A 13,539-nucleotide genomic window follows, 5' to 3' on the forward strand; every position below is an offset into this window, starting at 1 on the left:
TCTCCTGCCCAAAAGAGCGGCGCTGACAGGCAATTATCGCCGCCTTCGCCACCGCCCGGCGCCTGTAGCCGCATTCTCATCGGGCACAAAGCCGGAAAATCGACTCTCCGCCTCGGCTACCAGTGCGTTCACGAAATCCGCGAGTTCCGACGAGGTCAGCACCGCGCGCAGCCCCACCCCGGTCGAGCCCCACGCCTCCACAAACGCGCGCCTGGTCAACCGCCATTCCCCCGCCGCACGACGTTCCCCGCCGGAGTGCCCGCCGACCCAGACCGGAATGGTGCGCAACTGGCACCGCAACTCGCCCCCGTGGGCCGCCCCGGACCGCGACATGTAGCGAAACGCGAACAACTCGCCGTTCCCCTTCTCCTCGGGAAAACGGTCGTCCGGATCCGGCCACGGCCCGGTCCCCTCACCCCCGCCGTCCCGCGCCTGGGCCACCGCGTCGGCGAACCGGGAGAGAAACCACCCGCACCGCTCCCCCACGACCCCGTACGGCGTGCCGTCCCGGCGCAACTCCAAGGTGATCTCGTACGGCATGCCCATGCTGTCCTTGCACACCACCGGCATCACGGTCAGAAATGACCCATCTACACAACGCAGTCTCCCCACCTCACATGGGGTATCCCTGCCACACACCACCAAACCCGACAGCACTCCACGCGATGGTCAAACCACACAGGTCAGGTGCGCCCCACAGCCCACCTCATCCGGCTCACGACCGCGGCACCCTCCCGCGGAGGAACCCTGCCGGGGTTGTCCCGTAGAGAGCCGTTTTCGTCAGGCTGGGGCCGCCGGTTGTCCGCAGAGGGCCCATCTGTACAGGGCCCGTCTAATGACCGCGATGCTCTCCTCTAATCGCCACCGCCCCCTCCGTCACCGCCACCGCCATCTCCACCGCTCCCGAAGATGTAGCCGCCCCCACTCCCCGGCCTCCTGCGCGACCGCGGCGCCGGGGCCCGCCTGCGCCCCGCCGTACTCCCGCCGCGAGGACTTCCACCGCCAGGCCGCTTGGGCGGCGCCGGCGGGTGCAGCGGCAAGGTGCCCGAGGGCTTGGGGGGCGGAGGGGGCGGAGGCGGAGGCGCTTGAACGCCGGAAGGCCGCGCCGCCCGCCGGCGCCTGGACAGGAAGACCGCGAGAAGGCCCACCCCAAGGAGAACGAGTAAGACGACCACGATGACGACGCTCGACGTCACATCCACTCCAGAGACCTCCGACAGCTCAGGCCATCACTTTCTCCAGCAGATCGCTTAGCTCCACTAGTACCTCGTGGACGCCGCACATGAGCGCCACCACCTTGGATCACCTCAACCCATTGGACACACCCACCACTCGCCGCGACCCACGTCTCCCTCGCACCGCAAATGCACGGCATACACCTCGCCGAATCGCGCGCCGCGCGGACGGACGAAAGCGCGCCACGCTCACGACGGCGCGCTCCCCGCGCCCACCCCTTGCCCACCTCGGCCTCCCCGAGGCCGAGGCCCCAGCCCACCGTGCGGACAGGTGTTCGAAACTGCGTTTCGCCTGGCGGCGAAACGCCTGCCCCTGTCCTGCTGCGCAGGGGTCCGATTCCTCCCCCGCCTGAAGGCGGGGGTCTCCTCGGAGGTATCTGATGACGCCCTCCGCCCTCCGCATTGGCGGGTCATGTCCCGGCACAGCGGAGGGCGCGGTCTGCCACTGCGCCGCGGCGGGCCCGGCCACGGCTCTCAGGAGGCCCTCTCCCCTCGGCATTGGCGGGTCATGTCCCGGCACAGCGGACGGCGCGGTCTGCCACTGCGCCGCGGCGGGCCCGGCCACGGTTCTCAGGAGGCCCTACGCCGCCCGGTACAGTTCTCAGGAGGCCCTACGCCAAAGGCGGCGCCACCACACCTGCCGGACGACTGAAGCGTGTTCTTCGGGCAGCTGGCCGCGTTCGCGGAGCCAGGCGGCGAAGTGTTCGGCGTCGGTGCGCACGCGGCCGGGTGGGGGCCTGCCCTCGGCGTAGGCGGCGAACAAGCGGGGGAACTCAGCCCCGAGGGCAGTCCCCAGTTCGGGCATGACCCTGGCCACGAGGCGGCGGCGTTTGGCCGCGAGGCTCTGTGTCTGGGCCTCGATGCGGGTCCGGTCGAAGCCCTCGGGCACCGCGCCGCCGGCCACCAGGGCGGCGAGCAGCTCGGCCTGCGCCGCGGCCAGCGCCGCCCGCGCCTCCTTGAGGGACCCCGCGCGCGGGGGCTCGCCTCCGCGCGGAGCAGGCCATGCTCGACGATGCCCGACGGACTCCACACCCGGGGGCTCGCCGATCGGCGCCCCGTCACTCATCCGCTTCACTCATCCGCACCGCATCCACCGCCATCGCCGAAGTCACCCCCGTAGTCTCGCCCGCCTCCCCATCCGCCGCCGTCGCCGACGGTGAGCACCACCCAGACGAGGCATCCGGCCAGCCAGACCCCTGCCGTGACACGGAAGAGCATCTCCCACCACATGCTCACTCTCCTCGCCGGCTGTGCCGTACAGGCCTCATTCCCCGCCGTCGCCGCATCCGCCGTCACCGCCGGAACCCTCGTCTTCGCCGTCACGCCCGCCGCCCTCGCCGCGGACGGCCGCGACGATCACGACGACGAGGAAGAGCAGCACCGGCGCCCCGGCGAAGATGAGCACTTCGGCCACACGGCCCTCCTCAGAGCTCCTCCGTACGGCGGTGCCGTCCCCTGGCCCCGCCCGGGCGGCGCTCAAGGCGCGCCATGCACCAGTGCGCGAGAAGCAATAGGGGGAAGCCCAGGAACAGGCTCAGAACCATGTACCTGACCACGTCGGGCGCGAACCCCAGCACGGCGTCGGCCGCCGTGGAGAACACCTCAGGAAGCACGGGCCACCGCCTCGCGGACGCGGTCGAGCTCTCCCGCCAGGACGGCGTCGGAGGGATAGGCGGCGTCCCACTCCAGCAGCACGCCGGGCGGGGCCACGCGGGAGCAAAGCTCGGTGAGGATCTCCAGCACCTCCTCGGGCACCGACTCGGTGTGCGTGTCGAGCCAGAGCCCGTGGCCACCCACGTGGCCGCCGGCCACGTGCACATAGGCGACCTCGGTCAGCGGCAGCGTGTCGAGGGCCTCGACGGCGGGCAGTCCGAGGTTGCGCTGGTTGGTGTAGAGGTTGGCCACGTCGATCAGCAGGGACACGCCGGTGCGCTCGACCAGTTCGCCGAGGAACTGCGCCTCGGTCATCTCGTCCTGCGGCCACCCGAACAGCGCGGCCACGTTTTCCAGGGCGAGCGGCACGGGGAGGGCGTCCTGGGCCCGCCGCACGTTGTCGGCGACGACCGAGAGGGCCTCGCGGGTGCGGGGCACGGGAAGCAGGTGGCCGGCCGAGAGGTCGCCCGCGCGCACGAAGGCCACGTGCTCGCTCACCAGAGGCGACCCCAGAGCCTCCGCGCAGGCCGCCAGATGGGCCAGGCGGGCGGGATCGGGGGGCTCGGCACCTCCGAGGCTCAGGCCGACCCCGTGCGGGACGACAGGCACTCCTCGGCCGCGCAGCACGGTCAATGAGTCGGGCAGGTGCTCCGGTCCGATGTTCTCGGCGATGACCTCGACGAAGCCCACATCCGGCAGGCGCTCCACCGTGCGGTCGATCTCCGGTCGCCATCCGATGCCGACTCCGAGCGAAGGCACGACCAGGTTCTCCTCATTCGCCGGCGCGGCTGATCGCCACGCACGCCCGTATCCCTCAAATGTGACTGATCTTTCTGAAACCAGCCATACATGGTTTTGCACCCTGAAATCCGGCGCTTTTCAGCGGCTTGCCACCAATAAGCCGCCGGGGGTGTCCCCCACAATCGGCGGACACCCCCAGACACGCGCTTCACCTCCGGCCGCTCGGATCACCCGCATGCGGGTGATCCGCGGAGCGGGCCCCGAGGATCCCGCGGTTGCGAATCAACCTCCTCCGCAACCACCACCCCCGCATCCCGACCCGCCACTGCTACTGCTGCTGCCGCCGTCTCCACCGCCGCCGTCACCGCCGCCACTGCTGCTGCCGCTCCCGTCGGAGCCGCCCCAGTGGCCCATGTCGGCGCCGGAGTCGCTGCCGCCGCCGCAGGCACCCGTGACCACGGCACCGCTCGACACCGAGTCGGGGGCGGCCAGCTGCTCGCGGAGCTCGGGGTCTTCGACCTCGTTCATGCCGTAGAGGGCGATGGGCAACATCGCCGCCGCGGCTATGCCCGCCGGATGCACGCGCCGCTTGGGACGCTTGGTGTCGCCGTCGTCCTCGGAGTCCTCGTCGCCCGCCTTGGCGTCGGCCTTGGCGCTGGCCTTGGTGTCGGCGTCCGCCGTGTGATGTACGCCGGGGGCGTGCAGACGTTTGGCGGACATCACCACCTCACGGCCGGGACCGCTCAGGACATCGCTCAACGCCTGATTGTGTCTTCGCAACATGGCGAAACCGCCGACTCCCGCGACCGCGGCCACGATGACGGCGGCCGTGGCCGTCAACTGGGGGTGCACGAACGTGATCTCGGCGATCAGCGAGGCCACGGCGAACACGATCGAGACGACCGAGGCGATCTTGAGGCCCGTGGCGCGCCGGCGCATCTTCCCCAGCGCCGCCGTGGCGATCACCAGGCCGTTGCCCGACAGGCGGTCTCTCATGGCGCTCAGGGCCTCGCCACTGGCCACCTGCCGCCGCAGGGCCCCCAACTGCATAGAGCCCCCCGCGCCGTTGAGCGCTGCCAGGATGTCGCGCTCGACGGGCTCGGAGGGCTGAGACACGCCGCTGACCACGGTCACGAGCCCGCCCCTGGCGATACGGACGGCCTCGGCAGCCGTCATACCTGCCAGAGCGGTGTTGATGACGCGGCGTGGCCCTCCTGCGAGATAGGCCAGCTCCAGCGTCGACAGGTCGTCGCGGTGGAGGCTCGCCGCCACCTCGCGTGCCCGTGCGTGTTCAGCGGTCAGCCTGTTGGCTGAAGTCCCTGTATAGATGGCCGTCGCGGCCGCGCCGACCAGTAACCCAAACTCCATACCGAACCTCCCCTTCCGCAAAGGAGGAGTTTTTCCGTCATGGTGGCAGAAGCACCATGCCGTGGGGAGGGTTCTCGCATCATTTGGAGCCTCGTAGACGATCTCGCCCATAAAAGATCACGGGGGTGTCCGACGCCGTTGGCGGACACCCCCGGAAAGCTCGGGTTCAAATCCGAGACATCAGCTCAGCCCAGACGGGTGACCAGGTCTCGATATTCGTCCCAGAGCTCATTCGGAAGCTGATTGCCGAACTTTTGGAAATGGGCCGGGATCAGGGACGCCTCGCGACGCCACACGTCGGGGTCGACCTCCAGCAGGGTCTCAAGGTCGGCCCTGTCGAGGTCGAGACCCTCGGTGTCCAGGGCCGACGCCGCGGGAACGAACCCGATGGGCGTGGCCTCGGCCTCCGCCTCGCCGTTGAGGCGCTCGACGATCCACTTGAGCACCCGGCTGTTCTCGCCGAAGCCCGGCCACAGGAAGGAGCCGTCCTCCCCCTTGCGGAACCAGTTGACGTAGTAGATGCGCGGCAGCCTGTCCGGGTCGGCCATCTTGCCGATCTTGAGCCAGTGGGCGAAGTAGTCGCCCATGTTGTAGCCGCAGAAGGGCAGCATCGCGAACGGGTCGTGGCGCAGCTCGCCGACCGTGCCCTCGGCCGCCGCCGTCTTCTCCGAGGCGACGTTGGCCCCGAGGAACACGCCGTGCTGCCAGCTCCGCGACTCGGTCACGAGAGGCACGGCAGTGGCCCGGCGTCCGCCGAACAGGATGGCCGAGATCGGCACACCCGCGGGGTCCTGCCACTCGGGCGCGATCGTGGGGCACTGGGCGGCGGGGGTGGTGAAGCGCGCGTTCGGGTGAGCCGCGGGCTCAGCGCTGTCCGAGGTCCAGTCGCGCCCCTTCCAGTCGGTCAGGTGCGCCGGCTTCTCGTCGGTGAGCCCCTCCCACCACACGTCGCCGTCGTCGGTGAGGGCCACGTTGGTGAAGATGCTGTTGCCCCAGAGCGTCCTGATCGCGTTGGCGTTGGTGGTCTCGCCGGTGCCGGGCGCCACGCCGAAGAAGCCCGCCTCGGGGTTGATCGCGTAGAGCCGGCCACCCTCGCCGAAGCGCATCCAGGCGATGTCGTCGCCGATGGTCTCGACCTTCCAACCGGGAATGGTCGGCTGCAGCATGGCGAGGTTGGTCTTGCCGCACGCGCTCGGGAAGGCTGCGGCGACGTAGCGGGGCTCACCCTTCGGCGGGGTCAGCTTGAGGATCAGCATGTGCTCGGCGAGCCAGCCCTCGTCGCGCGCCATGACGCTGGCGATGCGGAGCGCGTAGCACTTCTTGCCGAGGAGCGCGTTGCCGCCGTAGCCCGACCCGTAGGACCAGATCTCCCTGGTCTCGGGGAAGTGGCTGATGTACTTCGTCTGGTTGCAGGGCCACGGCACGTCCTTCTGGCCCGGCGCGAGAGGGGCGCCGACCGAGTGCACGGCCTTGACGTAGTCGCCGCGCTTCTCGATGAGGCGCAGCGCCCGCTCGCCCATGCGTGTCATCACCCGCATCGACACCACGACATAAGGAGAGTCGGTGATCTCCACGCCGAGCTGGGAGATGTCACCGCCGAGCGGCCCCATGCAGAACGGCACAACGTACATGACCCGGCCCCGCATCGAGCCTTTGAACAACTTGCCGAAAGTGGCTCGCATTTCGCCGGGGGCGATCCAGTTGTTCGTCGGGCCCGCGTCCTCCTCGCGTTCGGAGCAGATGTAGGTGCGGTCCTCAACCCTGGCGACGTCTGTGGGGTCGGAGACGGCGTAGAAACTGTTCTGCCGCGTGCTGAGGCGCTTGAACGTGCCCTGCTCCACCAGCAGGTTCGTCAGGCGCGTCCACTCGGCCTCGGATCCGTCGCACCACTCGACGCGGTCCGGCTGGGTCAGCTCGGCGATCTCGTTCACCCAGGCGGCCAGCTCGGCGTGCGACGTCGAGGCGGTCATCTCAGTAGAAAGGGACACGACAGCGGCTCCTTACGCTCTCAGGGGCCAGAACATCATCAATGAAGAATCCGTACTTAATCCAATTGGCGTAGACCACTTGAACTCTTCTCGCCAGACCGTTTCCACGATCGGGCGTCCGCGTTTCAGCTCTGTTCCCAGGCGGTGAATTCCATGAGGCACACACCCCGCCCGCCGGGACCGGACACCGGCCTTTCAGCGGCCGTCAACCCTGCATGTCAGAGCAGGCAGGGGCTGTGGTACAGAGAACACCTACCCACTTACCGGATGTTTAATAGAGCGATTTCACGCATTGGTTCAGACCATTCGGAGAGGTCTAAACCAATCCGGTAAGAGGTTTAGTCCATTCGCCGCCCGTTCGCCCTGCCCAGCCCGGGGAACCGGCCACCGGAATGGCGGGCGCAGAGCCGCAGGGCCGCTTGTGAATCTTTTTCCAAATTCGCCCGCAGGAACGTCTCCACGCCTCCCGGGCGGCGGTTCGCGGCCCCTCCCGTCCGGCGATCACCGGAACCGCCCTCGGGAGTTGACAGCGGGCCGGGGGCGGCGCCCCCTGGGCACGCTCCCACGATCCCGGCGAACACGACGCCCAATAGTGGCCCAATCGCATGATCATCGGCACTTAGGGTGTGGCGAACATCACCGTCCGGTTACGACCCTGCCGTGCCCTTCTCGAACAGGGGTTCGCGGACGGTGTGTACCGGATCCCCGGTCAGCGGACGCGGGCCGCGACACCGGGGCTGATCCGTACGACCCCGGCGAGGTTGCGGGTGGACACCGGGGAGATCTTGACGACGTCGCCGGTGCGCGGCGCGTGGAGCATCTTCCCGTCACCCCAGTAGATGGCCACATGGGAGACATAGCCGGGGTTGGTGGGGTCGTGCCGCCAGAAGATCAGGTCACCCGGTTGTATCTGCGCCATCGGCACGTGCGGCCCCGCGACGAACTGCTGGTGCGTCACACGCGGCACCCGGATGCCCGCCTGGGCGTAGGCCCACTGCACAAGCCCCGAGCAGTCGAAGGTGTCCGGCCCCTCCGCGCCCCAGACGTATGGCCGGCCGAGCTTGCTCGCCGCCGCGGTGAGCGCCGTGCGGATCTGATCGCTGCTCATGAAGGACTCCGCCGACCACGGAATCTGACCGGTCTGCCCGGTCTGCCCCGAGCCGCCCGCCGTGACCTTGGGCGCCACCGGGTTGACCGAGGCGATCTGCGTGCCCTTGGGCAGCACCCGCAGCAGTGTGCGCCGCAGTTTGGCCGAGTCGACCGAGGGTGCGCTCACCACGAGGGCGTTGTTCTCGGGCAGGCCGAGGGACCTGGCGGTCTGCCGCGACACCACGGCGTCGATCGTGCCGAGGCCCATCGTGGCGTAAGCACCGATCCGCAGGGAGCGCGCCCCGCTCTTCGCGGTGCCGCCGAGCCGTAACCCGCCGTCGTTGCCGAGCACGAACGACACCGCCACATCACCGGCTGCGACGTTGGCCCAGAGGGAGTCGGAGTTCGCCGTGCTCTTCGGCGTATAGGCCCGGAAGGAGGACGGGGAGACACCGAGCGTCTGCACCTTCTTGCCGTCCATCGTCACCGAGGCGGCGTCGGCGAGCTCGACCGCGCGCACCCCTTTGACCCGCGCGACCCGGTCCGCCGTGCTCTGGTCGATGCTCTTGCGGGCCACCACGAACAGGTGAGGCTTGCGTAAGCCCTTCAGCGGCGCGACCTGCTCGACCACGGGCCTGACCGGACCGGTGCCGGCGACGAAGCCGTCGGCGCCCGACGCCGTGCCCGACGCGGGCTCACCGCCGCGCCGCTCGGCCGGCATGCGCATCAGGCCGGTGCCCGCCGCACTCGGCTCCGGCTCGGCCGCCGACATGTCCGCCAGGGCCATCAGACCGACGACCAGCGTGCCCGCCACCGCCGCGCCGACGACGCCCATGACGCGCCGCACGACAACCGGGCCCGCGCCGTACGGCCAGAGCCTCGGACGGTAGGCGAGGTCGCGTCTGGCCTCGGCGAGCGCGCGGGTGAGGCCACCGCGCGGGGGGGAGGGGGGATGCGGAGGTGGCTGAGGTGGAACACGCGCCCGCTGGTCGAGCACGGCACCACCCCTTCTCATGTCGCGCGAACCCCGCCCCCAAAAGCTCTACCTGAAGATCAGCAGGGAGGCAATGGCCATTTTTCCCAGCATCGCTGACGTCGGCCGTCATCGTCTGACTTTTGGCCGAACGATCAGCCAAGAGAAGGGATCGGCCCCTAAAACGCGATGACCCACCGGGGGGCGCCCCGCCCCCGATGGGTCAACTGAACATCTCGGCCCCACTCAGGCGGCCCGCTGGTCGGCCGTGCGGATCGTCGCTCGGCTCACTCGGTTTGGCCCCGATGCGCGGGTCGCGTCATGGCTCAGACATGGCTAGTTGCCGACGTAAGGCACCGCTTCCAAGATCTCCACGGTGTTCTGCCGTCCGTTCGGCATGGTGTAGGTGGCCTTCTCACCGATCTTCTTGCCGTTGATCGCGGAGCCGAGGGGCGACCTCGGTGAGTAGACGTCGATGGGTGCGCCGCTCTCCTCGCGGGAGGCGAGCAGGAAGGTCACCTCGTCCTCGTCGCCGTCGAAGCGGATCGTGACGGTCATGCCCGGCCCGACCACACCCTCGGTGCGCGGCGCCTCCCCGACTCGCGCGCTGTCCAGAAGGTGGCGCAGTTGGAGGATGCGGCCCTCCATCTTGCCCTGCTCTTCCTTCGCCGCGTGATAGCCGCCGTTCTCGCGAAGGTCGCCCTCCTCACGAGCGGCTTCGATCTTCCTCGCGATGTCGACGCGCCCGGGGCCCGAGAGGTATTCCAACTCCGCCTTCAGGCGGTCGTACGCCTCCTGCGTAAGCCAGGTGACGTTCTCGTCGTGGGACTCGGCCACGGGTTCTCCTTGCTTCCTCTGGGGGCTTGAGCTTGGTTGCGGACGTTCGAATCTCGACAGGCTAACAAGTCAGACGCTCGAACGCTTCCCCAAATATCTCACTATATGAGATAGCAGTAGTGAACGCTGACCGACGTGGCCTGGGCGCTTGTCGCCAGCCGCTCCGAAAGCCGGGCATATCCCCCTCCGGCGGGGATAGTGACCTCGCGACTGCCCACCTCCACATGGTTGACGTCATCGGCCCGGATCCGGCAGACGGCACCACGATCGGACGGCTTGACTACTTCGAATGTTATCCCGGCAGAGTCGGCTCTACTCGTGTCGAAAGTGATCGTCTGATCGATGACCTCAGGGTTGCCCTTCGCGGCCAGCATCACGTATCCCCAGCCACCCGCGAACACCGCGACGAGCACCCCAATCACGGCATGCACGATGAATCGCCCACGCCGTGCGGGTCTGTCCGGGAGATCGTCAGGAGTGCCGAGAACAGGGACGGTCTGGTAGCCGTTCTCGGCGTCTCTGGTGACCATGAAGGAATCTCCCTGCACTTCCTCGGTGTTATCCGAAACAATTGTCCCCTGCGGGGGGCCCGCCCTCGCTTCTGCCCAAGCAAACTACCCGGCGGCAGAGTGAAAGACCCCAAGAGGAGACTTCGAGCCCGTGTCCGCATCGTTCAGGCTGATGGCCGTGCACGCCCATCCCGATGACGAGTCCAGCAAGGGTGCCGCGACCATGGCGCGTTACGTCGCGGAAGGTGTGGACGTGCTCGTGTGCACCCTCACCGGCGGCGAGCGGGGATCGATCCTCAACCCGAAGATGGACCGCCCCGAGATCCTCGAGAACATCGCCGAGGTCAGACGGCTTGAAATGGAGCGTGCCCGCGAGATCCTCGGGGTGGAGCAGCGCTTTCTCGGTTTCGTCGACTCGGGCCTGCCGGACAGCGAGGAGGAGCCGCTTCCCGAGGGCTGCTTCGCCCTTCAGCCTCTGGAGATCGCCGCCGCGCCCCTGGTGGCCGCCGTGCGGGAGTTCCGGCCCCACGTGATCTTGACCTATGACGACGACGGGGGCTATCCGCACCCCGACCACATCATGACCAACCGCGTCTCCGTGGAGGCCTTCGAGGCCGCAGGCGACCCCGACCGCTATCCCGGCACCGGCGACCCGTGGCAGCCGCTGAAGCTCTACTACCAGATGGGGTTCAGCAAGCAGAAGTTCGAGGCGCTGCACGACGCCATGACCACCCGCGGCATCGGCTCCCCCTACGCCGACTGGATCAGCAGGTGGGAGGACCGCCCCGAGAAGTGGCCCGTCACCACCAAGGTGCCCTGCGGCGAATACTACGAGTTGCGCGACCAGGCGCTGATCGCCCACGCCACACAGGTCGACCCCGACGGCTTCTGGTTCACCTGCCCCATCGACCTCCAGCGTGAGGTCTGGCCCACCGAGGACTACCACCTCGCCCGTTCCCTCGTCCCGAGCGCGCTGCCCGAGGACGACCTGTTCGCCGGCATTCACGCCGAGGAGGTCTCGCAGGCCTGCCATTGACAGCGGGCGAAGACTCCGCCGGTGGGAGCACGCATGTCAGGTGGCAGACTGGAGGTGTGAACCCTTCCAGCGCCATCACCTCGGCCGTGAGCCCGGGCATCCTCGGATTCCTGGTCATCGCCGCGATCGGGCTCGCGTTGTTCCTGCTTCTCAAGTCGATGAACAGGCACATCGCGAAGATCGAGGTGCCCTTCGAGGCCGACTTCAAGAAGGCCGACCAAAAGAAGAGGGTCGACTTCAAGAAGCCGAAGGAGAACGGCACCTCCTGAGGGGTCGTTCTCCTTCTTCCCCCTCCCCTTGCCGCAGGGGGAGTGCGTCGGCGGCTGCCCTGTCTGACATAGGGTCGGTGCTGGATCGGCTTTAAGGGAGGCATGTGATGGGGGAGAACATCCGGGTTGCCGATAACCCCGAGGCGTCCCGTTATGAGGTGTACGTCGATGACACCCTCGCCGGCTTCGCGGACTACCGCCTGCGCCGGGACAAGATCGTCTTTCCGCACACCGAGGTGCGCGCGGAGTTCGAGGGACGGGGGCTCGGCGGTCGCCTCGCCCAGGCGGCACTGGAGGCGAGCCGGGACGCGGGGTTGACGGTGGTGCCTGCTTGCCCATTCATTTCCGCATATATCCGTCGCCACCCGGAGTTCGTGGAGTTGGTGGACGAGTCCTACCTCCACACCGTCCGCTCAGACAGCTAACCTTCTGGCCGCGCCGTACGGCATGAGCCATCTTCTGGCCGCGCCGCACGGCATTAGCCGGGACGGCCTCATCCACCTCATTTGCTCGGACACCCCTGGCTGCGCCGTACGGCATGAGCCGGGATGTCCGCGGCCAGCCCCTTCCTGCGCGAGCCCGGTTGACTTCGCCCCGCCAAGGCCGTCCGTGCGCGGCACAGGTCCCGTGGGCTCGTGCCGTATACGTCTCAATCGGCCGGCGCCCAGGCCTTCTCCAGCGCCTTCGGCAGGCCCCACCAGCCCAGCGGAGTGAGGATCTCGGCGCGGTCGACCACCCCGAGGCGCTCCCACAGCGGCACCACCGAGGCGAACAGCGTCTCGATCGCCTCAAGGTCGTCAGGATCGTCCATCTCGACGTCGATGTCCTCGGACTCGGCGATCAGCCGTGCAACCCGCTCCGGCGACGCCAGCACGCCAGGGCCGCGGCGCACCAGCGCCGCCACGACCGCGAGCCAGTCGGCGTGGTGGATCGCGCAGAGGGCCGCGAGCGTGGAGTCCTCCAGGCTGAGCCCGGCGTCGAGATCGGCGAACCGCTCCGTCAGGTCGTCCGCGGCGAGGTCGGAGATCGGCCCGGCGATGCCCGCCACCACCGTCAGCCATAGTTCGAGATCGTCGCGCGGAAACTCGTCGCCCTGGAACCCCGCGCACGCCTTGAGCACGTTGCCGGGATAGACCGGATCGACCAGCAGACGCCGCAACTCGCCGCACACCTCCGCCAGCTCGGCGGGAGAGGGCTCCCGCGGCTGCACAGGCGCCTCTGCGACGATGCGCCGCAACTCGCTGAGGGCGAACGCCTCCTCCTCGTCCCAGGCCGCGAACAGCTCCTCGTCCTGTTCGTCGCCGATCACGATGCTCGGCACCCGGCCGTCGGGCAGCGGGGTGTTGAGCCACTGCGCCTGCACGGTTTCGTAGGCGTCCCGGGCGGCCCGGTCGCCCGACGCCAGCGCGTCCGGGTCGATCTCGCCCTCGGCGACCAGCTCCTCCAGATGTGCGACGAGCATCGCGTGCAGCTCGACCGCCTGGGGGCCGCGCTCGTCCTCCTCCGGCCAGACGAAGTAGTCGCGCGTCAGCAGGATCGGCTCGGTGCCGCTGGACTCAAGCCACCGGTGCACGTCGCCGATGGTGGCGGTGCCCGCCTCGATGGACAGCAGGGTCGACTGCGCGGTCTCCCAGAACACCGCGCTGAGCGGATTGCCCTCGGCCAGCATGCCGCGGCGCAGTCCGGGGAGAGCGACGAGCGCCGCCCCCGAGGGCACAGAAAGCAGGGCCCTGATCACGTCTCTCCTGGTCAGAGAGGCGACAGGCCGACCGGCGCAAGCTGAGACGTCGTGCGGATCCACGAGCATTGAGCCTACGCCCCCGCCCCCGCCTCCCGCATCC

At 68.8% G+C, this 13,539-nt stretch carries 15 protein-coding genes; 3 read left to right on the top strand and 12 right to left on the bottom strand.

Annotated features, from left to right (window positions below; translation table 11 throughout):
- Positions 1-33 precede the first annotated feature (33 nt).
- From Ssi02_RS16670 to Ssi02_RS16720, 11 genes are all read right to left on the bottom strand, one after another.
- Entirely contained in the window at positions 34-540 is a 507-nt protein-coding gene (locus Ssi02_RS16670) for a hypothetical protein (protein ID WP_204026437.1), read from the bottom strand.
- Positions 541-1,836: 1,296 nt separating this feature from the next.
- Positions 1,837-2,301, bottom strand: coding sequence for an SCO6045 C-terminal-like domain-containing protein (locus Ssi02_RS16675; protein WP_204026438.1), 465 nt, complete (start codon positions 2,299-2,301; stop codon positions 1,837-1,839).
- 5 nt (positions 2,302-2,306) lie between these two features.
- On the bottom strand, positions 2,307-2,465 hold the full coding sequence (locus tag Ssi02_RS16680) for a hypothetical protein (RefSeq protein ID WP_204026439.1): 159 nt from the start codon (positions 2,463-2,465) through the stop codon (positions 2,307-2,309).
- A 34-nt stretch (positions 2,466-2,499) separates the two neighbouring features.
- A complete protein-coding gene (locus tag Ssi02_RS16685) occupies positions 2,500-2,649 on the bottom strand; it encodes a hypothetical protein (RefSeq protein WP_204026440.1) in 150 nt (49 codons plus the stop codon).
- A gap of 10 nt (positions 2,650-2,659) precedes the next feature.
- Positions 2,660-2,848 (bottom strand): hypothetical protein, encoded by a 189-nt coding sequence (locus tag Ssi02_RS16690; RefSeq protein WP_204026441.1) that lies wholly within the window; start codon positions 2,846-2,848, stop codon positions 2,660-2,662.
- Entirely contained in the window at positions 2,838-3,647 is an 810-nt protein-coding gene (locus Ssi02_RS16695; protein WP_239128970.1) for an MbnB/TglH/ChrH family RiPP precursor modification enzyme, read from the bottom strand. The genes Ssi02_RS16690 and Ssi02_RS16695 overlap by 11 nt, the downstream gene beginning before the upstream one ends.
- 264 nt (positions 3,648-3,911) lie before the next feature.
- A complete protein-coding gene (locus Ssi02_RS16700; protein ID WP_204026442.1) occupies positions 3,912-4,997 on the bottom strand; it encodes a TIGR04222 domain-containing membrane protein in 1,086 nt (361 codons plus the stop codon).
- Between the two features lie 185 nt (positions 4,998-5,182).
- Positions 5,183-6,967, bottom strand: coding sequence for a phosphoenolpyruvate carboxykinase (GTP) (locus tag Ssi02_RS16705; protein ID WP_204026658.1), 1,785 nt, complete (start codon positions 6,965-6,967; stop codon positions 5,183-5,185).
- Between the two features lie 727 nt (positions 6,968-7,694).
- Positions 7,695-9,089 (bottom strand): C40 family peptidase, encoded by a 1,395-nt coding sequence (locus tag Ssi02_RS16710; RefSeq protein ID WP_204026443.1) that lies wholly within the window; start codon positions 9,087-9,089, stop codon positions 7,695-7,697.
- 294 nt (positions 9,090-9,383) lie between these two features.
- On the bottom strand, positions 9,384-9,884 hold the full coding sequence (gene greA / locus Ssi02_RS16715; RefSeq protein ID WP_204026445.1) for a transcription elongation factor GreA: 501 nt from the start codon (positions 9,882-9,884) through the stop codon (positions 9,384-9,386).
- Positions 9,885-9,985: 101 nt separating this feature from the next.
- Positions 9,986-10,414 carry a DUF4307 domain-containing protein gene (locus Ssi02_RS16720; RefSeq protein WP_204026447.1) on the bottom strand — a complete coding sequence of 143 codons (429 nt, stop codon included), beginning with the start codon at positions 10,412-10,414 and terminating at the stop codon, positions 9,986-9,988.
- 130 nt (positions 10,415-10,544) lie between these two features.
- Between Ssi02_RS16720 and mca the strand changes: the two genes are divergently transcribed.
- The 3 genes from mca to Ssi02_RS16735 all read left to right on the top strand — a co-directional run bounded on the left by mca (position 10,545) and on the right by Ssi02_RS16735 (position 12,123).
- Positions 10,545-11,429: a mycothiol conjugate amidase Mca gene (mca, locus tag Ssi02_RS16725; RefSeq protein ID WP_204026450.1), complete on the top strand. Its 885-nt coding sequence runs from the start codon at positions 10,545-10,547 to the stop codon at positions 11,427-11,429.
- Positions 11,430-11,485: 56 nt separating this feature from the next.
- Entirely contained in the window at positions 11,486-11,698 is a 213-nt protein-coding gene (locus Ssi02_RS16730) for a hypothetical protein (protein ID WP_204026452.1), read from the top strand.
- A 107-nt stretch (positions 11,699-11,805) separates the two neighbouring features.
- Positions 11,806-12,123, top strand: a complete 318-nt coding sequence (locus Ssi02_RS16735; protein WP_204026453.1) for a GNAT family N-acetyltransferase — start codon at positions 11,806-11,808, stop codon at positions 12,121-12,123.
- Positions 12,124-12,347: 224 nt separating this feature from the next.
- Here the strand turns inward: Ssi02_RS16735 and Ssi02_RS16740 are convergent, their stop codons facing one another.
- Entirely contained in the window at positions 12,348-13,436 is a 1,089-nt protein-coding gene (locus Ssi02_RS16740; RefSeq protein WP_239128971.1) for a hypothetical protein, read from the bottom strand.
- Positions 13,437-13,539 lie beyond the last annotated feature (103 nt).

It is taken from the genome of Sinosporangium siamense (assembly GCF_016863435.1).
GTDB lineage: Bacteria > Actinomycetota > Actinomycetes > Streptosporangiales > Streptosporangiaceae > Sinosporangium > Sinosporangium siamense.